Source organism: Erwinia piriflorinigrans CFBP 5888, assembly GCF_001050515.1.
GTDB lineage: Bacteria > Pseudomonadota > Gammaproteobacteria > Enterobacterales > Enterobacteriaceae > Erwinia > Erwinia piriflorinigrans.
The window spans coordinates 328,040-351,738 of record NZ_CAHS01000006.1 but is presented as its reverse complement, the minus strand read 5'-3'; the positions used below and the strand labels follow the sequence as shown (position 1 = coordinate 351,738).

The 23,699-nt window shown below is 54.8% G+C and carries 22 protein-coding genes and 1 pseudogene; 10 read left to right on the top strand and 13 right to left on the bottom strand.

Annotation, left to right across the window (positions count from 1 at the left end):
- Nucleotides 1-723 (top strand): annotated as a pseudogene (locus tag EPIR_RS03565) (VENN motif pre-toxin domain-containing protein); the annotation flags it as partial.
- Between the two features lie 106 nt (nucleotides 724-829).
- On the opposite strand, the gene EPIR_RS03560 reads toward EPIR_RS03565, so the two are convergent.
- A complete protein-coding gene (locus EPIR_RS03560) occupies nucleotides 830-3,106 on the bottom strand; it encodes a molybdopterin guanine dinucleotide-containing S/N-oxide reductase (RefSeq protein WP_193387526.1) in 2,277 nt (758 codons plus the stop codon).
- A 179-nt stretch (nucleotides 3,107-3,285) separates the two neighbouring features.
- Between EPIR_RS03560 and galR the strand changes: the two genes are divergently transcribed.
- The gene (gene galR, locus EPIR_RS03555) at nucleotides 3,286-4,290 is read left to right on the top strand and encodes an HTH-type transcriptional regulator GalR (RefSeq protein ID WP_023653938.1); all 1,005 of its coding nucleotides are present in this window, start codon (nucleotides 3,286-3,288) and stop codon (nucleotides 4,288-4,290) included.
- Nucleotides 4,291-4,341: 51 nt separating this feature from the next.
- Here galR and lysA read toward each other — a convergent pair whose 3' ends face one another.
- Nucleotides 4,342-5,595 (bottom strand): diaminopimelate decarboxylase, encoded by a 1,254-nt coding sequence (gene lysA / locus EPIR_RS03550; protein WP_023653937.1) that lies wholly within the window; start codon nucleotides 5,593-5,595, stop codon nucleotides 4,342-4,344.
- Nucleotides 5,596-5,721: 126 nt separating this feature from the next.
- Here lysA and EPIR_RS03545 point away from each other — a divergent pair, with 126 nt between their 5' ends.
- A complete protein-coding gene (locus tag EPIR_RS03545; RefSeq protein ID WP_048696847.1) occupies nucleotides 5,722-6,642 on the top strand; it encodes a LysR family transcriptional regulator in 921 nt (306 codons plus the stop codon).
- On the opposite strand, the gene EPIR_RS03540 is transcribed toward EPIR_RS03545, so the two are convergent.
- The gene (locus tag EPIR_RS03540) at nucleotides 6,639-7,802 is read right to left on the bottom strand and encodes an MFS transporter (protein ID WP_023653935.1); all 1,164 of its coding nucleotides are present in this window, start codon (nucleotides 7,800-7,802) and stop codon (nucleotides 6,639-6,641) included. The two genes, EPIR_RS03545 and EPIR_RS03540, sit on opposite strands and share 4 nt — an antisense overlap.
- Before the next feature lie 504 nt (nucleotides 7,803-8,306).
- Here EPIR_RS03540 and EPIR_RS03535 point away from each other — a divergent pair.
- Nucleotides 8,307-8,930, top strand: coding sequence for a hypothetical protein (locus EPIR_RS03535; protein WP_023653933.1), 624 nt, complete (start codon nucleotides 8,307-8,309; stop codon nucleotides 8,928-8,930).
- A gap of 163 nt (nucleotides 8,931-9,093) precedes the next feature.
- Here the strand turns inward: EPIR_RS03535 and lysS are convergent, their stop codons facing one another.
- A complete protein-coding gene (gene lysS / locus EPIR_RS03530; RefSeq protein ID WP_023653931.1) occupies nucleotides 9,094-10,614 on the bottom strand; it encodes a lysine--tRNA ligase in 1,521 nt (506 codons plus the stop codon).
- A 9-nt stretch (nucleotides 10,615-10,623) separates the two neighbouring features.
- A protein-coding gene (gene prfB, locus EPIR_RS03525; RefSeq protein WP_157037491.1) for a peptide chain release factor 2 occupies nucleotides 10,624-11,722 on the bottom strand; the annotation gives its coding sequence in 2 pieces (ribosomal slippage) (nucleotides 10,624-11,646 and nucleotides 11,648-11,722; 1,098 coding nt in all).
- A 128-nt stretch (nucleotides 11,723-11,850) separates the two neighbouring features.
- On the opposite strand from prfB, the gene EPIR_RS03520 reads away from it, so the two are divergent.
- A complete protein-coding gene (locus EPIR_RS03520) occupies nucleotides 11,851-12,474 on the top strand; it encodes a LysE family translocator (RefSeq protein WP_023653929.1) in 624 nt (207 codons plus the stop codon).
- Nucleotides 12,475-12,489: 15 nt separating this feature from the next.
- Here the strand turns inward: EPIR_RS03520 and recJ are convergent, their stop codons facing one another.
- The 3 genes from recJ to xerD are packed head-to-tail and all read right to left on the bottom strand — an operon-like array spanning nucleotide 12,490 to nucleotide 15,857.
- Nucleotides 12,490-14,208: a single-stranded-DNA-specific exonuclease RecJ gene (recJ, locus tag EPIR_RS03515; protein ID WP_023653928.1), complete on the bottom strand. Its 1,719-nt coding sequence runs from the start codon at nucleotides 14,206-14,208 to the stop codon at nucleotides 12,490-12,492.
- Between the two features lie 5 nt (nucleotides 14,209-14,213).
- Entirely contained in the window at nucleotides 14,214-14,918 is a 705-nt protein-coding gene (gene dsbC / locus EPIR_RS03510) for a bifunctional protein-disulfide isomerase/oxidoreductase DsbC (protein ID WP_023653927.1), read from the bottom strand.
- A 45-nt stretch (nucleotides 14,919-14,963) separates the two neighbouring features.
- Nucleotides 14,964-15,857 carry a site-specific tyrosine recombinase XerD gene (gene xerD / locus EPIR_RS03505; RefSeq protein ID WP_023653926.1) on the bottom strand — a complete coding sequence of 298 codons (894 nt, stop codon included), beginning with the start codon at nucleotides 15,855-15,857 and terminating at the stop codon, nucleotides 14,964-14,966.
- A gap of 536 nt (nucleotides 15,858-16,393) precedes the next feature.
- Between xerD and EPIR_RS03500 the strand changes: the two genes are divergently transcribed.
- The 3 genes from EPIR_RS03500 (at nucleotide 16,394) to fldB (ending at nucleotide 19,061) form a co-directional block, all read left to right on the top strand.
- Nucleotides 16,394-17,191, top strand: a complete 798-nt coding sequence (locus tag EPIR_RS03500; RefSeq protein ID WP_202813327.1) for a class I SAM-dependent methyltransferase — start codon at nucleotides 16,394-16,396, stop codon at nucleotides 17,189-17,191.
- Between the two features lie 151 nt (nucleotides 17,192-17,342).
- Nucleotides 17,343-18,281 (top strand): DMT family transporter, encoded by a 939-nt coding sequence (locus tag EPIR_RS03495; protein WP_023653924.1) that lies wholly within the window; start codon nucleotides 17,343-17,345, stop codon nucleotides 18,279-18,281.
- A 261-nt stretch (nucleotides 18,282-18,542) separates the two neighbouring features.
- Entirely contained in the window at nucleotides 18,543-19,061 is a 519-nt protein-coding gene (gene fldB / locus EPIR_RS03490; RefSeq protein ID WP_023653923.1) for a flavodoxin FldB, read from the top strand.
- A gap of 127 nt (nucleotides 19,062-19,188) precedes the next feature.
- Here fldB and EPIR_RS03485 read toward each other — a convergent pair whose 3' ends face one another.
- Nucleotides 19,189-19,602 (bottom strand): protein YgfX, encoded by a 414-nt coding sequence (locus EPIR_RS03485; RefSeq protein WP_023653922.1) that lies wholly within the window; start codon nucleotides 19,600-19,602, stop codon nucleotides 19,189-19,191.
- Nucleotides 19,583-19,849 carry an FAD assembly factor SdhE gene (gene sdhE, locus EPIR_RS03480; protein WP_023653921.1) on the bottom strand — a complete coding sequence of 89 codons (267 nt, stop codon included), beginning with the start codon at nucleotides 19,847-19,849 and terminating at the stop codon, nucleotides 19,583-19,585. Before sdhE ends, EPIR_RS03485 begins: the two co-directional genes overlap by 20 nt.
- Before the next feature lie 225 nt (nucleotides 19,850-20,074).
- Between sdhE and ygfZ the strand changes: the two genes are divergently transcribed.
- Nucleotides 20,075-21,061 carry a tRNA-modifying protein YgfZ gene (ygfZ, locus tag EPIR_RS03475; protein WP_023653920.1) on the top strand — a complete coding sequence of 329 codons (987 nt, stop codon included), beginning with the start codon at nucleotides 20,075-20,077 and terminating at the stop codon, nucleotides 21,059-21,061.
- On the opposite strand, the gene trhA is transcribed toward ygfZ, so the two are convergent.
- Nucleotides 21,062-21,721 (bottom strand): PAQR family membrane homeostasis protein TrhA, encoded by a 660-nt coding sequence (trhA, locus tag EPIR_RS03470; protein ID WP_023653919.1) that lies wholly within the window; start codon nucleotides 21,719-21,721, stop codon nucleotides 21,062-21,064.
- A gap of 213 nt (nucleotides 21,722-21,934) precedes the next feature.
- Between trhA and EPIR_RS03465 the strand changes: the two genes are divergently transcribed.
- The gene (locus tag EPIR_RS03465; protein WP_023653917.1) at nucleotides 21,935-22,543 is read left to right on the top strand and encodes an HD domain-containing protein; all 609 of its coding nucleotides are present in this window, start codon (nucleotides 21,935-21,937) and stop codon (nucleotides 22,541-22,543) included.
- On the opposite strand, the gene EPIR_RS18840 is transcribed toward EPIR_RS03465, so the two are convergent.
- Both EPIR_RS18840 and EPIR_RS03460 read right to left on the bottom strand, forming a co-directional pair.
- On the bottom strand, nucleotides 22,524-22,682 hold the full coding sequence (locus tag EPIR_RS18840) for a hypothetical protein (protein WP_167337178.1): 159 nt from the start codon (nucleotides 22,680-22,682) through the stop codon (nucleotides 22,524-22,526). The two genes, EPIR_RS03465 and EPIR_RS18840, sit on opposite strands and share 20 nt — an antisense overlap.
- Before the next feature lie 87 nt (nucleotides 22,683-22,769).
- Nucleotides 22,770-23,615 (bottom strand): sugar phosphate isomerase/epimerase family protein, encoded by an 846-nt coding sequence (locus EPIR_RS03460; RefSeq protein ID WP_023653914.1) that lies wholly within the window; start codon nucleotides 23,613-23,615, stop codon nucleotides 22,770-22,772.
- Nucleotides 23,616-23,699: the final 84 nt, after the last annotated feature.

Sequence of the window (23,699 nt, the reverse complement as noted above, 5' to 3'; positions counted from 1 at the left end):
ATCGACAACGAGGCCGAATATCAGGTCGAACACCTGAGCATCGGCTTAAACACCAGCTGCAATACGGGCCAGCAGTTCCTCGGCAATGTGGCGAGCGGCCTGCTGGTCGGTGCCAACGGTAGCGGAAGCGGCAGCTCAACGACCAAAGCGGCGGTCTCTGACGGCACAATAACCATCCGCGACCAGGCAAACCAGACGCAGGATGTCGCCGACATGAGCCGCGACGTGGAGAATGCCAACCAGACCCTTTCCCCAATCTTTGATAAAGAGAAGGAGCAGCAGCGGCTACAGGAAGCGCAGAAGATCGGCGAAATAGCGGTCCAGGCAATGGATATCGCGGCAACGCAGGGCAAAATTATCGCCACCCATGCGGCAAATGATAAAATCACCGGGGCAACGCAGAGCGACCGCGATAAAGCCCTGGCCGAACTGAAAAAACAGGACCCGTCGAAACAGTACGATAGCGCGGATATCGAAAAGCAGGTCTACCAGAACTTCTATAATCAGGCATTGACGGAAAGCCAGCTCGGCACCGGCGGCAAGGTGCAGCAGGCGATGCAGGCCGCCACGGCGGCGGTACAGGGCCTGGCGGGCGGTAACATCGCGCAGGCGATTGCAGGCGGAGCGGCCGGAGACAGCGCGGCAAATGCGGTGGCGGGAGCGCAGGCCGGGAAGAATGCGATCGAGAATAATGCCCTGGGCCTGCCGTCCGGCTTGCAGAGTTACGGGGTGGCCTCGGTATGCTCAGGAAAATAATCTAACGCCGAAGCAGAACAGGCCGGTCTGAATAAGCTGCCGCAGGGTGATAACTCATCGGGCAAGAGTCTCCTCACCGTGCATTTACCGACGCCTTCCTGATCTCCACCAGGCAGCTCATGGCGTTTGGCCCCTGAGTTAGTGACGAGGTACCAATATCCAGCGTCAGCACATTGGGATTACCGGCGCGGTCAAAGGGCTGCCACGCTTTGCCAAAGCCGGGGTCAAACCAGGCCCCGGTGGCAATCAGCACTACCTGCGGGCTGACGCCATCGGTAATACGCACCCCGGCCTGCATCCGTCCGCGATCGTTACTGACCTCAATTACATCACCGTCGCTGATACCGCGTTCCGCTGCATCCTGTGGATGCATCCACAGGGTTTCACGTCCGGCGGTTTTATTGGCCTGCACGCCGGGCGTGGCATCCATCTGGCTGTGTAAACGGTCATGGGGCTGAATTGAAATCATATGCAGCGGGAAGCGCTGGCCGATTTCCGCTCCCAGCCACTCCTGCGGCGGCCGCCACTCCGGGTGCGGGGCGAAATCGCCCAGCTGGTATCCAGCGATGGTTTCACTAAACAGTTCAATTTTACCGCTGGCGGTATTGATCGGGTGCTTGAGCGGCTCCTGGCGGAAGTCAGCCATAAAGACCCACGGCTTATCCGGCTGTGGGATCTCAACGTGCCCCCGCTGCCAAAAGGTTTTGAACTCCGGGAAATCAATACCTTTAACAGAGTGAGCCTGTGCACACTGCTGGTAAAGATGTTCTATCCACGCCATTTCATCGCGCTTTTCAGTAAAGAGATCGCGGTAACCAAGGCGCTCCGCCAGATCGGCGAAAATATCGAAATCGTTACGCGCCTGGTGTTGAGGGGCAATCGCCTGATGCATCGCCAGCACAAAGCGATCCTTCGACGATCCGCCAATGTCATTGCGCTCCAGTGAAGTGGTCACTGGCAGAACGATATCTGCCATCTGTGCGGCAGGCGTCCAGACGATATCCTGCACCACCACCGTATCGGGGCGTTGCCAGCCAGCAACCAGGCGGTTGAGCTGTTGATGGTGGTGGAAAGGATTGCCACCGGCCCAGTGAATAAGATGGATATCCGGATAGGTATGGATCTCCCCCTGGAAGCGATATTCCGTGCCGGGATTGAGCAACATATCGCTGATGCGCGCCACCGGGATCGCCTGACTGGCAATCGGGTTTACCCCGGTCGACATCAGCGGAGACGGGCCCTCGGTACGCGGATTGCCCACGCTGTTCATCGAACCGTGGCCAAAGGAGAAGCCTGCCCCCGGCAGGCCCGGCTGCCCAAGCATGGATGAGAGCGCTATCATCATCCAGTAAGGCTGCTCGCCACGGTGGGCGCGCTGCACGGCATAGGAGCAGGTCATAAAGCTGCGTTTGCCGCACAGTTGCTGCGCCAGCAGGGCAATACGCGCCGCCGGAATACCGGTGATATGGCTGGCCCACTGCGGGGTTTTCGCCTGGCCGTCACTTTCGCCAAGCAGGTAGCTGCGTAGCTGCGGATAACCCACGCAGTGGGTTTGCAGGAAAGCGCTATCAACCGCGTCAAGGCGTTCAATTTCGTAGCCGAGCGCCAGCATCAGTGCCACGTCGGTATTCGGGCGGATGGGGATCCACTCGGCGTTAACAAATTCCGGGCAGTCATCACGCATCGGGCTGATATTGATCACCGGCGTGCCTTTTGCCGCCAGTTGCAACAGCGCGGGCTTCAGACTGTGCTCACCCGCCCCGCCGGACGCAACCTGACCATTTTTCAGCGCCAGTCCGCCAAAGGCAATAAAAAGCTCGCAGTGTTCCACCACGCTGGGCCAGTCGGTGACGCGCCCGGTCAGCGGCATCCAGGTGCCAATCACATAGGGCAGAAAGAACTGCGCGGCCCCCCAGCTATAATTACCCTGCTGATCGATGCCGCCGCCGCCGAGATTATAAAAGCGCCTGACCAGCGTGCGGGCATGGTTAACACGCCCGGCAGAAGACCAGCCGTAGGAGCCGTTAAAGATGCCGCTGGCACCATAGCGCTCACGCACTCGCCGGTTCTCATCCGCCACCAGATCCAGCGCCGTTTCCCAGTCTACCGCCACAAAATCCTCACGCCCGCGCAGGCTTCTGTCACTTTTGTCGCGTGACTTCAACCACGAGCGGCGCACCATCGGTTGGCGAATGCGTTTATCGGAGTAAACCAGTTCGGGAATGGAATTAAGCATCGGCGACGGGTCGCGGTCGGCAAAGAAAGGTTCACATCGCAGCAGTTTCCCCTGCTCAACAACGGCGCTGAAAGCTCCCCAGTGGGCGAGGTGTGGCACTTTTTTAATCGTCATAGCAGGTTCCATTCAACAGGCTTTTCGCCGGCCCAGAGTACCATTTTTACCGGAGTTGCGGCACGCCCCGTTTATCTTCAGGATTTGCGATTGGGCCGATATTTGCAGGCTTGCAGTCACCGGCGCTTTCCGCAACACTAGACGGAATGTAAACGTTTACCCTGGAAGGTGTTTAGCCGATGGCTACGATAAAGGATGTTGCCAGACTCGCAGGCGTTTCGGTAGCCACCGTGTCCCGCGTGATCAATCACTCGCCTAAAGCCAGTGAAACTTCGCGCCTGGCGGTCACCCGCGCGATGACATCTTTGCAGTATCACCCTAACGCTAATGCGCGCGCGCTTGCCCAGCAGTCCACCGAGACCATCGGGCTGGTGGTGGGTGATGTCTCCGATCCCTTTTTCGGCGCGATGGTGAAATCGGTGGATGAAGTCGCCTGGCAGACCGGCAACTTTCTGTTGATTGGTAATGGCTATCACGACGAACATAAAGAACGTCAGGCAATAGAACAATTGATCCGCCACCGCTGCGCGGCGCTGGTCGTTCATGCTAAAAAAGTTCCCGATAATGAACTGCTGTCGCTGATGGAGCAGATCCCCGGCATGGTGCTGCTAAATCGCGTGCTGCCGGGGTTTGAAACACGCTGCATCGCGCTGGATGACCGCTATGGCTCCTGGCTGGCGACGCGCTACCTTATCCAGCAGGGACACAAAAATATTGCGTTTATCTGCTCAAACCACGCCATTTCCGATGCCAGCGATCGCCTACAGGGTTACCACGATGCGCTAAAGCAGCACAACCTGCCGTGTCACGATCGGCTGGTGGCGTTTGGTGAACCGGACGAAGTCGGCGGCGAGCAGGCGATGACCGAACTGCTCGGCCAGGGTAAAACCTTTAGCGCCGTTGCCTGTTATAACGACTCAATGGCGGCCGGAGCGCTGGCGGTATTAAGCGATAACGGCGTACGGGTACCGGAAGAGATGTCGCTCACCGGCTTTGATGATGTGCTGGTTTCGCGCTACGTCCGCCCTCCCCTGACGACCATCCGCTACCCTATTGTTAATATGGCCCAGCAGGCTGCCGCTTTAGCGCTGGCACTGGCCCACGGCCAGCCGCTGCCGGAAGTGACGAACCTGTTCAGCCCAACATTGGTACGCCGCCATTCGGTGGCTGCGCCGTCGGGTTGAATGCCAGGCAGTCCAGCCCTCTCTGGCGCGGCGTTTGCCGCCATATGACGCTTAAAGCTCCAGCGCCAGCAGTTCGGACACGGTTTGTGCACGACGGATCTGACGGGGCTGACCGTTTTCAAACAGGATCTCTGGCAGCAGCGGGCGACTGTTGTAGTTGGACGACATCGAAGCACCATAAGCGCCGGTGTCATGAAATACCAGATAATCCCCCACCTGCACCGCCGGCAACGCCCGTGTTTCCACCTTGCCGCCTTCCAGCTGGGTGAATACATCACCGGATTCGCACAATGGCCCTGCCACCACGCTTTCCACGGTATTCCCCTCATCCAGCGTGCGACCATCGCCCGCTAGCGCAGAAATATGATGATAGCTGCCATACATTGACGGACGCATCAGATCGTTAAATCCGGCATCGACTAAAACAAAGTGACGGCGACCCATATTTTTGACCGCCCGCACCTGGCTTACCAGCACGCCGGATTCCGCCACCAGGAAACGGCCCGGTTCTATTTCCAGCTTCACCGGGTGGCCTAAATGCTGCGCCACGCGCTGACGTGCGGCGTCCCACAGCCCAAAATAGTGCCGGGTATCAATGGTTTCTTCAGCAAAATGATAAGGGATCGACAAACCGCCACCGGCCGAGATCGCCTGCAAATCCTGAGCAAAGTGAATGACCTGATTCACCATCGCATCACAAACCTGCTCCAGGTGCGCGTAGTCCACGCCGGAACCGATATGCATATGAATACCCACCAGCTTGAGCTGATATTTCTGCATCGCTTCCAGCGCCAGCGCCATGTCCTCATGCCAAATGCCGTGCTTGCTGTTCTCGCCGCCGGTGTTGGTTTTCTGACTGTGACCGTGACCAAAACCCGGGTTAACGCGCAGCCAGACAGGATGCCCGGCAGAAACCTGGCCCAGCTGATGCAGCATATCGACAGACCCGGCGTTTACCGGCACTTTCAGCTCGGTAACCCTTGCCAGCGTAGGCTCATCGAGCAGATCGGCAGTAAAGACAATCTCATCGCCCCCCGCCTGATACCCGGCGGCTAGCGCCCGCTCGATTTCGCCCAGCGAGACTGAATCGACCTTCACTCCCGCCGACCGCATCAGGCGCAGGATATGAATGTTTGAACAGGCTTTCTGCGCGAAACGCACGACGTCGAACTGCTGTAACTGGTTGATGCGTTCGCGAATAATGCTGGCGTCATATACCCACAGAGGGCCGCCGTATTGGCGCGCCAATGGCAGCAGATTTTCCCCGGTCAGGGCGGTGGATGTATCGGTAAGCAGGCGCGGCATAAAACGGTCTCCATTAGTTGATAGCGTTATTACGCCACAACAACATTCGGGATAAAAATATCTGTTTTGTCGAATCCTATTCATTCATGATATAGCCTGAATGAATTCGCAGAGCGAGAGTGAATGATGGCTGGAGTTTCGCTACGCCATATAGAGATTTTTCATGCGGTGGTCACCACCGGTAATTTGACAGAAGCGGCGGCGCTGCTGCATACCTCACAGCCGACCGTCAGTCGCGAGTTGGCCCGCTTCGAAAAGCTGGTCGGCCTAAAGCTATTTGAACGGGTACGCGGCCGCCTGCAGCCGACGGTGCAGGGGCTGAGCCTGTTTGAGGAGGTGCAGCGCTCCTGGTATGGGCTGGACCGCATTCTCAGTGCCGCAGAAGGACTGCGGCAATTTCGCCAGGGCGAGCTGTCGCTGGCCTGTCTGCCGGTTTTCGCCCAGTCGCTGCTGCCGCTGCTGTGCCAGCCGTTTATGCAGCGTTACCCCGATCTGAGCCTGAACATTATTCCGCAGGAGTCGCCGCTGTTGGAAGAGTGGCTGTCGGCACAGCGCTATGATCTGGGGCTGACGGAAACCACGCATACTCCGGCAGGCACCGAGCGCTGCGCTCTGTTTACCGGGGATGAAGTCTGCGTACTGCCACAGGGCCACCCGTTAGCCGGGCGCGACTGCCTGACGCCGCAGGACTTCGCCAGCCAAAACTATATCAGCCTGTCACGCAGCGACAGCTACCGGCAGCTGCTGGACGCGATGTTTCATGAACAAGGCGTTCAGCGGCGCATGGTGATGGAAACACACAGCGCCGCTTCGGTCTGTTCGATGGTCAGAGCGGGGGTTGGCGTGTCGATTGTCAACCCGCTGACGGCGCTTGATTACGCCAACAGCGGTGTGGTGATACGACGTTTCAGCATCGCGGTGCCGTTCACCGTCAGTTTAATCCGGCCACGCCATCGGCCGACATCGGCACTGGTTGAGACTTTCAGTCAGCATCTGCATCAGCAGATTGGTTTGTTCAACCAGCGTCTGCAACAGCATCTCAATTAAGCATTAGCGATCTGCGGCCGGGGGCGTGCACGGCGGAAAGTATACAGGCAGACCAGCAGGCCGATTAGAGCCAGTAACGCTGCTGATATCGGCACCGCCGTCAGGCCGTATCCAGCGCCGATCACCGCGCCGCCAACCCAGGCACCCAGCGCATTACCGAGGTTAAACGCCGAAATATTTAGCGTTGAAACCAGATTGGGTGCCTCTTTTCCGTGGCGCACCACGTTAATCTGCAAAGCCGGAACCATCGCGAAGGTGGCCATTGCCCACAGGAACAGAGTGATCTCCGCCAGCCACAGGGAATGGCTGCTCCAGCTAAACAGCAGTGAAAACAGCGCAATCAGCGAGAAACAGAGGATCAGACTGAACGATACCTTCCAGTCAGCCAGCCTGCCGCCGAGGATATTACCAGCGGTCAACCCCGCGCCAATCAGGAACAGCGTCCAGCTGACGCCTCGATTGCTGATACCGGTAACCTGCAACAGCAGCGGCGCGATATAGCTGAACAGTGCGAACATCGCCGCAGCAAAAAAAACTGTCATCAGCAGCGACAGCCACAGTCGGCCGTTATTAAGCGCACTGACTTCAGAGGCAAGATGAACCGGCTTCTCATTGCGGTTGGTGGGCAGACTGACAATCAGGCCGATAATCGCCAGTACGCCAATTACCGCCACGCCCCAGAAAGTAGCACGCCAGCCGAACATCTGGCCGAACCAGGTGCCCAACGGCACGCCGAGCACGTTAGCCAGGGTTAAGCCGGTAAACATTAGCGCCACCGCCGATGCCTGCTTGCCCGGCGCAACCAGGCTGGCCGCCACCACTGCGCCAATGCCGAAGAATGCGCCATGGCACAGTGCCGTGACCACGCGGGCCAGCATCAGCAGGTTATAGCTATAAGCCAACGCACAAAGAATATTGCCGACGATAAAGATCGCCATCAATAGCATCAGCGTGCCCTTACGCGGTAGCCTGGCGGTCAGCAGCGCCATAATTGGCGCACCGACGGCCACGCCGAGCGCGTATCCACTGATTAGCCAGCCCGCAGAGGGTAATGAAACCTGTAGGTCATTCGCCACTTCCGGTAACAATCCCATAATAACAAATTCGGTGGTGCCGATAGCAAAAGCACTCAGCGCCAACGCCAGTAATGAAACAGGCATCTCATACACTCCCAGGAAAATAGAAAACCCGCTTTCTGCGGGTAGAAGACAATAACAATCAAGAAAAATCCAGGCTTTTGCTGTGTCACAGCGTTGATAAAAAAATAACGTTACAACACAACAATATATTTAAACATAGCTGGTGGATGTCTGATAGTTCGAGGTCAGTTAATTCGCTACGGACAAGGGCCTGCTGCCCTATAAGGATGTGGTCAGGCCAATAACATGAAATCTTAAAAAAACATGCGACACAGGTCTCATATACCCTGATTTACCGCATGATACTTTAGCTTAACGTGCCATTTGTTGATGATTTCCTCACCTTCATTAACAAGTTTACTCTTTTTTTTAGCATGTAGGCGATGGCCACCTGCCATTGGCGTCATGTTGTTAGCTTGATGGGCTGCGCAGATTTATTAAAGTTATGCGGCTCACAACCGATTAATCATTACTGACAGCATGGCCCTCCCCTGTAGCCCCTGACCGACCACCGAGGAACACCTCATGAGATACATCCTTTGCCTATTAGCCCTCTGCCTGGGGGGGTGCTCCGTTGGCGACTATCATTACAGCCGCGAAGCTCAGCAACGGGTAGACATGACGGTGACCGGGATCCCCACGGTGTTAGGTATCGGGACGCTGGGAACCACCATTCCGTTGACGGCCGAATACAGCCTTACCGCCGCCCATGTGGCGAAGTATTCCCTGTACCGCGTTAAGGCGTACAACCCTGATTGCGATCTGGCGGTGGTCTATCACAAAAATTCGTCCAACACGCAGCCAAAATTCCGCAATGGCATGATCGGTGACAAGATCAATATGTATGGCTACAGTTTTATTTCAGCCATGCCGGTGGCTTCGAGCGGGACCAATTTGATCAATACCGACCTGATAAACAAATGGAATAAGCTTGGCTGTGTGGTCGTTGCCACCAATGCGGGCGCGGTGCAGGGAATGTCAGGGGGCGCGGTATATAACGCCTCCGATGATTCGATCGCCGGGGTGATTGTCGGGTACGCCAGTAGTATTAGCGATAAGAAATCCGGTAAGAAACTGTATAAGGACGTTTCGCTGTATGTTCCTTATGCTCGTTTTAAAGACTGGCTCGATAACACGCTAAAATCCTGAACCGGTCCGTGAGGATTTAACCGAACATAAATTTCACGGCTACAGCCGTATGGATTACGCGGGTATCACCTACCGATAGCCAACTGTCTGCTGCACTGAATAACAGCCCCATAAAGGCAAAAAAAAGGCCAGCTAAAAGCTGGCCGGATAATGCGGTGTGCGCTTACTTACTGCCTGGACGCAGCGCCGGGAACAGGATCACGTCGCGGATGGTATGGCTGTTGGTAAACAGCATCACCATACGGTCGATACCAATGCCCAAACCGGCGGTTGGCGGCAGGCCGTGCTCCAGCGCGGTGACATAATCTTCGTCGTAAAACATCGCTTCATCATCACCCGCATCTTTGGCATTCACCTGTTGCAGGAAACGTTCCGCCTGGTCCTGTGCATCGTTCAGCTCCGAGAAGCCGTTACCGATTTCACGGCCGCCGATAAAGAACTCAAAGCGATCGGTGATTTCCGGATCCGCATCGTTACGACGCGCCAGCGGTGAAACTTCAGCCGGGTATTCAGTAATAAAGGTAGGCTGGATCAAATGTGCTTCTGCGGTTTCTTCGAAGATTTCGGTCACCAGGCGGCCCAGCCCCCAGCTCTTCTCAACCTTGATACCCAGAGACTGGGCGATGGCGACTGATTTATCGAAGTCCGCAAGATCGGCCAGGTCGGTCTGTGGACGATATTTCAGAATCGCTTCTTTCATCGTCAGTTTTTCGAAAGGCTTACCGAAGTCAAACTGCTGGTCGCCGTAAGGCACCACGGTGCTGCCCAGCACATCCTGCGCCAGCGTACGGAACAAACTTTCGGTCAGTTCGATCAGGTCTTTATAGTCGGCATACGCCATATAGAGTTCCATCATGGTGAACTCTGGGTTATGACGTGGCGAAATACCTTCGTTACGGAAGTTGCGGTTGATTTCAAACACGCGGTCGAAACCACCCACCACCAGACGCTTGAGATACAGCTCCGGGGCAATGCGCAGATACATATCGAGATCCAGCGCATTGTGATGAGTGATAAACGGCCGGGCAGACGCGCCGCCCGGGATCGCCTGCATCATCGGGGTTTCCACTTCCATAAAGTCGCGATCCACCATGAAACTGCGGATACCGGCCATGATTTGCGAGCGGATTTTGAACGTCTTGCGTGAATCGTCGTTAGCAATCAGATCAAGATAACGCTGACGATAGCGAGTTTCCTGGTCGGCCAGACCGTGGAATTTATCCGGCAGCGGGCGCAGAGCTTTAGTCAGCAAACGCAGCTCGCTACAGTGGATCGACAGCTCGCCGGTTTTGGTCTTGAACAACTTACCGCGTGCGCCGAGGATATCGCCGAGATCCCACTTTTTGAACTGTTCGTTGTAGATCCCTTCTGCCAAATCGTCACGGGACACGTAAAGCTGTATACGGCCACCGACATCCTGCAAAGTGACAAAAGAGGCTTTGCCCATGATGCGGCGAGTCATCATTCGACCCGCAACGCTGACTTCAATGCCCAGCGCTTCCAGCTCTTCGTTCTCTTGGCCGTCAAACTCGGCGTGCAGCTGGTCAGAGGTGCGATCGCGGCGGAAGTCGTTCGGGAATGCCACGCCGGTTGTTCGCAGAGCCACCAGCTTTTCGCGCCGTGCTTTCAGTTCATTGTTCAGCTCAAGTGCGGCATCCGGGGCCTGCGGTTGTTGTTCAGACATGTGAGTTCCTTATAAACCTGCTTTCAAACTTGCTTCAATAAAACGATCCAGATCGCCGTCCAGAACCGCCTGAGTATTACGCGTCTCTACGCTTGTGCGCAGGTCCTTGATGCGGGAGTCGTCCAGCACGTAAGAACGGATCTGGCTTCCCCAGCCAATGTCAGACTTGTTATCTTCCGCCGTCTGCTTATCCGCATTTTTCTTCTGCATCTCGTACTCATACAGCTTGGCGCGCAGCTGCTTGAATGCCTGATCTTTGTTTTTATGCTGAGAACGGTCGTTCTGACACTGCACCACAATATTGGTCGGTAAGTGGGTAATACGCACCGCCGACTCGGTTTTGTTAACGTGCTGACCACCCGCACCAGAGGCGCGGTAAACGTCGATACGCAGGTCGGCCGGATTGATTTCGATGTCAATATTGTCATCAACTTCGGGATAGATAAACACTGAGCTGAACGAGGTATGGCGACGGCCACCGGAATCGAACGGGCTTTTGCGCACCAGGCGATGCACGCCGGTTTCAGTACGCAACCAGCCAAACGCATAATCACCGATGATCTTGATGGTGGCGGATTTTGTTCCGGCAACTTCCCCATCTGACTCTTCGATAATTTCGGTCTTAAAGCCTTTGGCCTCTGCCCATCGCAGGTACATACGCAGCAGCATACTGGCCCAGTCCTGCGCCTCGGTGCCGCCGGAACCTGCCTGAATGTCCATATAGCAGTCGGCGCTGTCGTACTCGCCGGAGAACATACGACGGAATTCCAGCTCGGCGAGCTTTTTGTCCAGCCCGTCAAGTTCAGCTACCGCCTCGTTGAAGGTATCTTCGTCTTCTGCTTCCACCGCCAGCTCCAGCAGACCGGAAACATCTTCCAGCCCCTGCGTCATCTGATCGAGAGTGTCGACCACGGCTTCTAATGCGGAGCGTTCTTTACCCAGTGCCTGTGCGCGCTCGGGTTCATTCCAGACGTCAGGCTGTTCTAGTTCAGCGTTAACTTCTTGCAGGCGTTCTTTCTTGGCATCATAGTCAAAGATACCCCCTGAGCACGGTGCTGCGCTCGGTGAGATCCTGAATACGGTTTTTTACCGGATTAATTTCAAACATGATTTTGAGATCTTTTTAGGTGATCGAAAAGGGCTTAAACGTAACCATGCAGTTTAACTGAAACAGCGCACGGTTTGTAGTATTCAACGCGCTTTGCTGGCCGTGCCACCATGAAATGGAGAACCTGAATGTCCATCACCGATGCCCTGCTGGCTTTTACCTTTTCTGCTGCACTGCTCACCCTGACACCAGGATTGGATACCGCCCTGATCTTGCGCACCTCGACGATTGAGGGGACACGGAAAGCAATTCAGACTCAGATAGGCATCAATGCGGGCTGTCTGGCGTGGGCCGCAGCCGTCGCTTGCGGGCTGGGCGCGCTGATAGCCGTCTCTGAACTGGGCTATAATCTGCTGAAGTGGACCGGTGCCGCGTATCTCGCTTGGCTGGGGGTAAAAATGCTGTTCAAGCCGCGCAGCCAAATGGGCGAAGTCAGGCTGGCGCAAGGTAAACAAAACTGCTTCCTACGCGGTTTTTTTGGCAACCTGCTTAATCCTAAAGTTGGCATCTTCTATGTTTCCTTCCTGCCGCAGTTTATTCCGACCGGACATTCGCCGGTGCTGTGGACATTTGGCCTGGTACTGATCCATTTACTGCTCGGCACCCTGTGGTCGGCTCTGCTGATTGGCTGCACGCGCCGCCTGTCCAGCGTGCTGAAACGTGGAAAGGTTGTGAAGTGGCTGGACCGCTCCACAGGTGCTGTGTTTCTACTGTTTGCAGCCAGGCTGGCGCTAAGCCGCCGGCCGGGGTAATCCCGAACGGTTAAGCTACAGCGCCCAGATATGGTCGACGATCAGCTGCACGTTGCGGTTGCCGCGGAACTCATTGACGTCGAGCTTGTATGCCAGCTCAACCTGCTTCACGCTCGGGTCCGGCCACAGCGCGGTATCAATATTAAACGCGATACCGTCCAGCAGCGGACCGCCGCCAATCGGCTCAATCATCACCTTCAGGTGGCGTTCACCCACCAGCCGCTGCTGTAGTAGCTTAAACTTGCCGTCGAAAGTCGGTTCCGGAAATGCCTGCCCCCAGGGACCGGCTTCACGCAGCAGTTCCGCAGTGGGCAGTGTTAACTCCTGCGCCATCAGTTCACCGTCAGACCACACCACGCCCTGTAGCGATTCCGCATCCAGCCAGTCGCCGACCAGGTCGGCAAAACGCTGGCGGAACTCGTCAAACTTGGCCTCTTCCAGCGATAAGCCGGCCGCCATCGCGTGGCCGCCGAATTTGACGATCAGCCCCGGATACAGCGTATCCAGCCGCTCCAGCGCATCGCGCATATGCAGCCCGGTAACGGAACGACCGGAGCCTTTCAGCATGCCGTCACCCGCCGGAGCGAAAGCAATCACCGGGCGGTGAAAGCGCTCCTTCAGCCGGGAGGCAAGAATACCCACCACGCCCTGATGCCATTCAGGATGGTACATAGCAATGCCGAGCGGCAGCGCTTCGCTGGTACTCTCCAGACGGTTGCACAGCGTCAGCGCTTCCGACTGCATGCCCTGCTCAATCTCTTTACGCGTTTGGTTGAGCGCATCCAGCTCGCTAGCCAGCATGCGTGCCTGTCCAAGATCCTCGCTGAGCAGCAGCGCCACCCCAACCGACATATCGTCCAGCCGGCCGGCGGCATTTAGCCGTGGCCCGAGGGCAAAGCCTAGATCACTGGCGGCCAGCTGCCGCGCATCACGATTGGCAATCTCCAGCAGGGCACGAATACCGGGACGGCACTTACCTGCGCGAATACGGCTTAGCCCCTGCCATACCAGGATTCGGTTGTTAGCATCCAGCGGCACCACATCGGCAACGGTGCCGAGCGCCACTAAATCCAGCAGTTCCGCCAGGTTCGGTAAACTGTTCACGCCGCTGTCGCGCAGCCGGGCGCGCAGTGCCAGCATCAGATAAAATGCCACCCCCACTCCCGCCAACGCACGAGAGGGGAAGGTGCAGTCAATGAGATTTGGATTCACAATGGCGTCCGCATCCGGCAGGATCTCGCCAGGCAGATGGTGATCGGTGACGATCACCGCAATGCCTTTTTGATGGGCCAGTGCGACGCCTGCAAGCGATGAGATACCGTTATCGACGGTTACAATCAGCTGCGCTCCGCGTGCCGCCGCCTGCTCCACCACTTCAGGACTCAGACCGTAGCCATCATCAAAGCGATTGGGCACCAGATATTTGACGTTTTGACCGCCCATCCCGCGCAGCGCGAGGACGGTCAGCGCGGTACTGGTCGCACCGTCAGCGTCAAAATCACCCACGATCATAATGCACAGGCTGTCTGCCAGCGCCTTTTGCAGGATGGCGACCGCCTTTTCAATCCCGCTTAGGGATTGAAAAGGATGCAGGTTTTTTGCCCCGCGCTCCAGTTCATTGGCACAGGAGACGCCGCGATGAGCGTACAGACGGCGTAATAACGGGTGCAAATCGGCGGGGAGTGCGGCAACGTCCGTCGCCTTTCGGCGACGGAGCTCGGTTTTACTGTTCACGAAGATCAGCCACCGTTTTTCTGACCGTCGAGGAATTTCTTCAGTTCCTGCGGCCCCTGGTAGCCAGGGATCAGGTTGCCGTCCTGCAACAGAATAGCCGGAGTACCCTGAATACCGTACTGGGCGCCCAGTTTAAACTGCTGAGCAAGGTCAATCTTGCAGTCGGCCGCTTTTACTTCTTCACCTTTCATTGCCGCATCAAGGGCCTTGTTACGATCGGCAGCACACCAGATCGATTTCATCTTTTTCGCTACCGGGCCTTCCATCCCTTCACGTGGGAAAGCCAGATAGCGCACGGTGATCCCCAGCGCATTATAGTCCGCCATCTGCTGATGCAGTTTATGGCAGTAGCCACAGGTGATATCGGTAAACACCGTCACCACATGCTGCTCTTTCGCCGCTTTGTAAACGATCATCTCTTTGCTCAGCGCGTCCACTTTCTTTTCCAGCAGCTGATTGGTGACGTTAACCGGGTGGCTGCCGCTGACATCGTACAGCGGCCCCTGAATGAAATGTTTGCCGTCGTCGGTGACGTACAGCACACCGCTTTCACTCAGCACGGTTTTAAAACCGGGCAGCGGCGCAGGCTGGATCTCGGTTTGCTGTAAACCCAGTTTGCTCAACGACTGCTTGATCGCGGCATCATCGGCGTTCGCCAGACCACTCACTGCGGCCAATATCACCGAGAGTAACAGGTAATGCTTTTTCATAACTATGTCCTTATCGCCTCACATACGGGCTGTTTTAATGCTGATTCAGGCGCGTGGATGGTGCTGCTGATGCAGCAGCCGCAGGCGCTCTGTCGCGACATGTGTATAAATCTGTGTCGTTGATAAATCGCTATGACCTAGCAACATCTGTACGACACGTAAATCTGCCCCGTGGTTCAGCAAATGGGTTGCAAAAGCATGGCGCAGGACGTGGGGTGACAGTTTGTCACTGTCGATGCCTGCCAGTGTGGCGTAATGTTTGATGCGATGCCAGAAGGTTTGACGCGTCATTTGTTTCGCACGGTTACTGGGGAACAGTACGTCAAGCGTCTGTCCATTGAGCAGCCACGGGCGGCCGTACTCAATAAACTGCTCGATCCAGTGCACCGCTTCTTCGCCCATCGGCACCAGGCGTTCTTTATTCCCTTTACCCATCACCCTGACCACCCCCTGGCGCAGACTGATATCACTCAGGGTCAGACCGACCAGTTCCGTAACGCGCAGGCCCGTGGCGTACAGCAGTTCCAGCATCGCCTTATCGCGCAATTCGATCGGCTGTTCCAGAGATGGTGCCTGTAATAGTCTTTCTACCTGGGCTTCTGACAGATCTTTCGGCAGACGCTGCGGCAGTTTAGGCGAGGAAAGCAGCGCGCTGGGATCATCTTCACGCAGCTTTTCCCGATACAGATACTGGAACAGGCGTCGCATGGCGCTAAGCAAACGTGCAGAACTGCTCGCCTTGTAGCCGCCTTCCAGGCGCTGCGCAAGAAACTCCTGCAGATTGACCACTTCTGCATTCAACAACGACAGCTGTTGGTGAGCCAGCCAGTCACAAAGTGAGCGCAAATCGAGGCGATAAGATACCACGGTATTTTGCGCCAGATTGCGCTCTATCCAAAGGGCATCAAGAAATTGCTCGATCAGATCGTTGTCCTGCACTCCTTTCCCCTTTTCAGCGACTTAATACAACAACAGGATATTGAGCACAATTATAACTCAATTTCTGTCCAGATATCAGGCAGTCATGCCGACCAGTGCCTATTATGCATGATTTATGTCTCTCTCTGAATATCGTTGCTGGAAGGCTATAAGGAAAATAAAGCAGGGGGATGAGGTTAAGTGAGTGATGCGAATCACAGTTGAATATCAATCAGTAGTGGTGATGGAACTCTCATCTGTTGACGACCGTAATGTGGAGAAAATGATGCACTCCGGCCGGGCCCGATCTCCGATATATGTTGCACTGCAACAAGTCAGTATATTACTCAACTTCGGCAGAATCAGAGTTTGCGGAATAAGAACTAACGAGCAAATTTGTTCGACAGAAAAACCATGCCAGCGTCACATAAAACATAAACTATGCTTAAAAATACAGATAAAAAGATATATTGCAGTTACATTTCTATGTACCCAACTTTTATTGCAAAGCCATTTGAACTTGTTTAGCCAGCTCAGAATGTCTCCCGAAACTCACCATGGATAAATATATGACTCAAGATATGGATATTGGAAGGAGTATGAATCAAGATACACCTGTTTTCTACCAACAGGATTCAGGTGCTAAAAGCATAATGACCCTGGCTAATTTCCCCGATGATATGTTGCCCTTACTGCAGATGGAGAACATAGCAACGTATGAAGCCATGGGGCATTTCCGCTGTAATACATTGGTGGAACTGGGGTGTTATGATGGTCGGGCATTAGAGATCGCTCGATTACTGAATGCGCGTTATCAAGGTATTGATCTCAACCCCCGGGCAATTAAAGTATTACGTGAACGAGTTAAACAGGAAGAAATAGAAGATCGCGTGGATACTATTGTTGGAGATGTACTAACGCATATGAGCCGGGGTCAGCTATCGGTTGGCTCACAAACTCTTTATCTTCTTCCTTTCAATTTTTTAGGTAATTTTCGCGATCCTTTGCCGTTGCTAAAAAAGTTAGCAAAACTGGATGTGATCTCGGTGATCTGTGTGTTTAGTAACAGTCCAGAGGCTATCCGGGTTCGACACGACTACTACCTCAGATGTGGTGTGCAGGCACTGGAACTCCATTCTCATGAGGACGGCACGTTATTTACTGGGGCCGATGGCTTCTATTCCCGCTCTTACACTCGATCATCTTTTCACTCTCTTCTAACTCGGTGTGGCTTGTCTGTCATCAAGACAAGCGAAAACTTGCTAGCTTATTGCGGGACGGTGACTTCAGCTACATTAAATGCAACCGCGCCGATTCACACAGACAAAATCATCAGGTACAACAGTAATCGTTGAGATAGCCGCGTTGAATTAATCATCCTTAAGTACAAAGGCTTAGAGTCAATGTAACTCAATCGTATGCTAAATGTTATGAGCTGATAATTTAAAAAGTTACAGTTCAATATACCTGACTTGGCAGTAGGCCAATTCTATTGATGGAGTAATTATGTATATTGGCGTTCTGTTTGCGCTGGCGGCAGGCATGATGTGGGGACTGATCTTCGTCGGCCCCGTCATTATACCGGATTATCCGGCAGCACTGCAGTCGACTGCCCGTTATTTGGCCTTTGGGCTTGTTGCCTTACCGCTGGCCTGGTTAGACCGCCGCCGGTTGCGGCGTTTAACTCATGCGGACTGGCTGGAGGCGTTGAAACTGACGGTTATTGGCAACCTGCTGTATTACTTCTGCCTGGCAAGCGCCATTCAACGTACGGGTGCACCGGTTTCAACCATGATTATTGGTACATTGCCGGTGGTTATATCCGTGGCGGGCAACCTGTTTTATGGTCAAGAAGAAGGGCGGCTCTGCTGGCGCAGGTTAACCCCGGCGCTGTTGGTCATTGCCCTCGGGCTGGTAATGGTCAATATTGCCGAGTTAAAGGCGAACCTGACTCCGGTTGATCCATGGCGTTACGGCAGTGGTTTGGCGCTGGCTGTCATCGCAGTGGCATGCTGGACATGGTTTCCGTTGCGTAACGCTCGCTGGCTGCGCAAAAATCCGGGAACCCGGCCTGCCACCTGGGCCACGGCACAGGGCGTGGTAACACTTCCGCTGGCGCTGCTGGGCTATGTGGCCATTTGCGGACAACTGAGCGTCACCGATAGCGCATTTTCCCTGCCATTTGGCCCACGGCCTGAGGTGTTTATTCCACTGATGATCGCCATTGGCGTACTCTGTTCGTGGATTGGTGCGCTCTGCTGGAACGAAGCCAGCCAGCGGTTGCCAACGGTTTTAGTTGGGCCATTGATAGTCTTCGAGATCCTGGCCGGGTTGGCATATACTTTTTTGCTGCGTCAGGCGTGGCCTCCGCTACTCACCCTGGCCGGGATTGCCTGTCTGGTTGCAGGTGTTGTCGCCGTAATGCGCATAAAACCGAGACAGTAGGGCGGAAGCCCGGATCTTGCTGCATCAGGTTATCGCGCATGCTGCCATGAAAATGGCCGATTGCATGACAAACAGCAAACGGTGAGTTTAGCCAATAAATGTTGTTATATTAGCGCCCTCCGATCGGTTCGTTAGCGAAAACGGCGGAACGGGGTTTCCCCAATTTAGCCAATTTGTTCTACAGGGTTCGGGTGCTGTAAAGTATCATGCATACGACATCTGGCTGATTTAATGCCATCTACTCATTGTTAGAAAACGAATATGAACATTGGTCTTTTTTACGGCTCCAGCACCTGCTACACCGAAATGGCAGCAGAGAAGATTCGCGATTTTATCGGCGAAGATCTGGTGACGCTGCATAATCTGAAAGATGACTCCCCGGCGCTGATGGAACAGTATGATTTGCTGATCCTCGGTATCCCTACCTGGGATTTTGGCGAGTTACAGGAAGACTGGGAGGCGATCTGGACCGATCTGCCTGAACTCAATCTGCAGGGCAAAATCGTGGCGCTGTATGGCATGGGCGACCAGGGGGAATACAGCGAATGGTTTCTCGATGCGCTGGGCATGCTGCACGAAGTGCTGACGCCTTCCGGCGTTCAGTTTGTCGGGTACTGGCCGCTGTCCGGCTATGAATTTACCAGTAAAAAGCCTCTTACCGCCGACGGTAAGCAGTTTGTCGGCCTTGCACTGGATGATATTAACCAGTTTGAGCAAACCGATGAGCGTATCGCCCAGTGGTGTGAGCAGATCCTGACCGAGATGGAACAACTGCTGTAAGCGCCCTGGTGCGGCTACCCGTCAGCCTACAATTCTAGTTACCCGCTGGACGATCTGCCAAACTCTCTCTGCCAGTCATGATTTGCCGCTACACAGGCTCGTCAGAGCCTGCCAAACGGCGGCATTATTATTGATTATCCGGTTCCTTATCAATCAGCAGCTGTAGGCGCAAACAACGCCAGCTGCTGCTCTCCATGCCGTCAGCAAACAGCCACAGCTGTTCACGCGCTCCTTTGGCATCACGAAGTGACAGCAGGATCGCATGCCGGGTTAGCCACGGGCGGGAAATAATACGCCACTCGCGCTGACGCCAACGTAGCGCATGTCCACCCAACAGGGCGATACCTCCCTGACGGCGGTGGATGCGCCGCAAACTGCCTAGGCAATCCAGCAGTACCAAAGCCAGTAGCAGCATTCGCACCGGGATTGCGCTGACAGGCCATGAGGCAAACAGCAGCGCCAGCATGACCACGCCATGCAGTATCAGCGAAAGCCGCTGTGCCAGCTTTGATTGCCGCAGTTCACATTGCCATAGGACCACGTTGTTTATTTCTCTGCTGGATGAGCAACACCATCCTTTTCAGCTCTGCATCTGCCGGCTCTCCGTGATTCATCAGCCAGTTAAACAGATCGGGATCGTCGCACTCCAGCAGTCGGACAAACAGACGCTTATCACCATCGTCCAGCGAGTCAAATTCGTACTGAAAAAACGGCATGATCGAGATATCCAGTTCACGCATGCCGCGACGGCATGCCCAGTGAATACGTGATTTATTTGTAATATCCATGTCACTCAGCAACGGTTAACCAAACATGGCGCGTAGTGTAGCGCTTTTTTGCTTTGCTGTTGATGCGGCAATGATCATCATGCGAGATAGCACGCAAACAGCATGAGAAGTTGTCGGGTTATCGCGCCTTTTGTGCCGCAGCCCCCGGAAACAGGTTGCAAAGCAGGGCCGCTCTTTTAACATGAGTCTCAGATTTCACTACATTGCTTAATTTAGGACTGAATCATGCCAAGTATTTCTTTCCCGCCTCGTCAACCGGTGGCATCGACTCGTCTGCCGCTGACGCTGATTTCACTGGAAGACTGGGCGCTGGTGAATGCCAGCGGTGCGGACCATATCAGCTATTTGCAAGGGCAGGTTACGCTGGACGTGGCAGCCCTGCCCCCCAATCAGCATCGCCCTGCCGCACACTGTGATGCCAAAGGCAAGATGTGGAGTAACCTGCGTCTGTTCCACCGCACAAACGGCCTGTCCTACATTGAACGCCGCAGCCTGCGGGACAACCAGCTAAGTGAACTGAAAAAGTATGCGGTGTTTGCCAAAATTACCCTGGTCGCCGATGATGAATCCGTCCTGTTGGGCGTAGCCGGTTTCCAGGCCAGGGCCGCGCTGGCAAACCTGTTCAGCGCGCTGCCGGATGCTGAATCGCCGGTAACACAGCAGGGTGACAGTACGCTACTGTGGTTCGATCTGCCTGCCGAGCGTTTTTTACTGGTGACAACAGCAGAAAAGGCCGCAGAGATCGCGGAAAAACTGGCGGGTGAAGCCCAGCTTAACGACAGCGCTCAATGGCTGGCGCTGGATATCGAAGCCGGGTGGCCAATTATTGATGCGACTACCAGTGCGCAGTTTATCCCGCAGGCCACCAATCTCCAGGCGCTGGAGGCAATCAGCTTTAAGAAAGGCTGTTACACCGGGCAAGAGATGGTGGCACGCGCTAAATTCCGAGGGGCGAATAAACGCGCACTCTACTGGCTGGCCGGTACAGCGGGAGTCGTACCGCAGGCAAATGATGCGCTGGAGATGAAAATGGGCGAAAACTGGCGGCGCACCGGCACGATTCTTGCCGCCTGCCAGCTCGATAATGGTGACGTCTGGGTACAGGCGGTGCTGAATAACGATCTCTCCGCCGATACCGTACTGCGTGTGCAGGGAGATGACGGCGGGCAGCTGGCGATTCAGGCGCTGCCCTACGACATCACCGCCGGGTAATCACCTCGGCGTGACGTACAGATAGATGGCAAAGAAGTGGCACAGTGAGCCGCCGAGTACAAAGCCATGCCAGATAGCGTGGTTATAGGGGATGCGCTTAGCGACATAGAAAATCACCCCGAGAGAATAAATCATCCCGCCGGCAGCCAGCAGCCAGACGCTGCCTGCCGGCAGGCGCATCACCATCTGATACAGCACGATCACCGACAGCCAGCCCATCAGGATGTAGGTTACCAGGGAAAGTGCCGCAAAACGGTGGGCAAACGCCAGCTTAAAGATAACCCCAATCAGTGCCAGCCCCCAGATTATCGCCATCAGCCAGTGTGCCAGCGGCGACTTCAGCCCAACCAGCAAAAACGGCGTATAGGTTCCAGCAATCAACAGATAAATGGCTGAATGGTCGAGTTTTTTTAGCCAAAACTTTGCTCGTTCACCGGGGATAGCGTGATACAGCGTAGAAGCCAGAAACAGCAGGATAATTGTGCCGCCATAAAGACTGTAGCTGGCGATGGCCAATGCACCAGCCCCGGCATCTATGGCCTGGTTCAGCATCAGCACTAAACCAACAATGCCTAACAGGCAGCCCACGCCATGGCTGATACTATTGGCAATCTCTTCCGCCAGTGAATAGCCCGTCGTCACGACTTTCTCTTTCATCATAGTTAACTCATATCCTTACTTACCAGCCTCCGTCACCGCAGAGTGCCGTAACGGAAAATGCAACGCCTCTATCCTGGCTGAGAATAGTTTCAGTGTACAGCTGTACGCTAAAATAGAGTATTTCACCGTTATGCACACATTCCTGCAAGAAATACGCAATCGTTTACTTTACAATATTGAGCACTATTTCAGGATGATAAGTGAGATTGGTAAATGTCTGACAGGCTGGCACCCTTAGATTTTGGCACGATGACAGAGGTGGTGCAGTTCCTGATGGAGCTGGATAAGCTTAAAACCGTGGAGCGTCGTACCCGCCTGCTAAGTAATGCACGCCAGGAAAACTCGGCAGAGCATAGCTGGCACCTGGCCATGGCCGCGATGAGTCTGGCCCCCTTTGCTCGTGAAGCGGTCAATGTCCAGCATGTGATACAGATGGCACTGCTGCATGACGTGGTGGAAATTGATGCCGGGGATGTGATGGTTTACGACATCGCCGCACGCGAGGCGATCCAACAGCAGGAAGTGGCTGCCGCTGAGCGGATTTTTGGCCTGCTGCCCGATGAGTTGAATCAGCGTTTTCGTGCGTTATGGGATGAGTATGAAGCGGGGGAAAGCGTTGATGCCCGCTTTGCCAATATGCTCGACCGTGCGTTACCGATCATACTTAACCTGCATAATGAGGGCCAGAGCTGGCGCGAAAATAGCATCCGCCTGGAACAGGTCGAAGCGCGGAATGTGCAGCTGGCCAGCCAGTGGCCAGAATTGTGGTGCCATCTGAAAAAACATCTTGATGACGCACAGGCTAAGGGCTGGCTGCTGTGACCTGCCCCTTCTCAGACAGAGAGCTGGCTGCGGCCAGCCCTTTGTCTGCTAACAGCGAGGCGCTGACGATCTCTGACGGCTGACCACCGCGCTGCATCGGCATGCATCCCGGTGCCAATAAATCCCGGCCGCACGCCATTCACCCGGATGCCCTGCGCTGGAAAATATGGCTGACAGTACAGAAGCTAATGTCGCTGAGCCGGAGTGAGTAGGCTCTGCCTTCAACTTACAAGGGGTAGCCTAGCCACCGCTCTAGCGCCTCCCGCGATTGACGCAACACCAGCAGACTCGTTTCTGGTGAGACCGGTTCCGCAGCGCGATGCGGATAAGTATCGCGCTGGCGATGCATCCGCAACGGGATTTCCAGGCTGCAAGGAATGGAATGCATCTCAAGCACCTTCAGCAGCGGACGGTAGTCTAGTTCCCCCTTCCCTATAGCCGGAAAAAAGTACTCTCCATGACGTTTTAACACATCCTTGATATGACAATAACGAGAGCCCGGCAACATAGCGATAGCTTCCTCTATGGCATTCGTCCCGGAACAGAGTGATACGATATTGCCAGCATCAACGTTGAACGCGACCGCAGGGCTATTAATCTCTTCCAGCAAGGCAAAACCGTCTTCAGCCAGGCGGAAAACGTCGTTGTCAGGATCCCCCCCATTCTCTATACAGATCACACATTGGTGGTCATTAGCGATGGGTGCCAACATTTTCAGGTTAGCCACAATGCGTTGACGGTCGGCCTTTTTCCCGATACACGCGGGTAAAAAAGTAGCACCGATCATTGCGGCGAAGCGGATGCGCTGCGTAAACTGCGCTACCGCATCTTGGGCGCCCAGATTCATGGTCGCCCCCATGGCCTGCGTACGCAACTGATGTTTATCTAACATATCGCGGATATAACGGGCGTTGTTCTCACTAAATAATGCCGGGCTAAGGTTACCGGCATATCCCTGGTTATAAGCCAATTCCACATAGTGAAAACCCGCCTCGCGGATAGAGTAAAAAGCCACATCTGCGTCGAGGCCATCGAACATTGCCGTATTTACCCCCACAACGAGCTTATTCATACCGGTTTACCTTGTGCAGTGAAGCCGAATGGCCAGCCTGTTAGTAAACAACCGCAAGAGACAGGAGATGCCCGATACCAATCT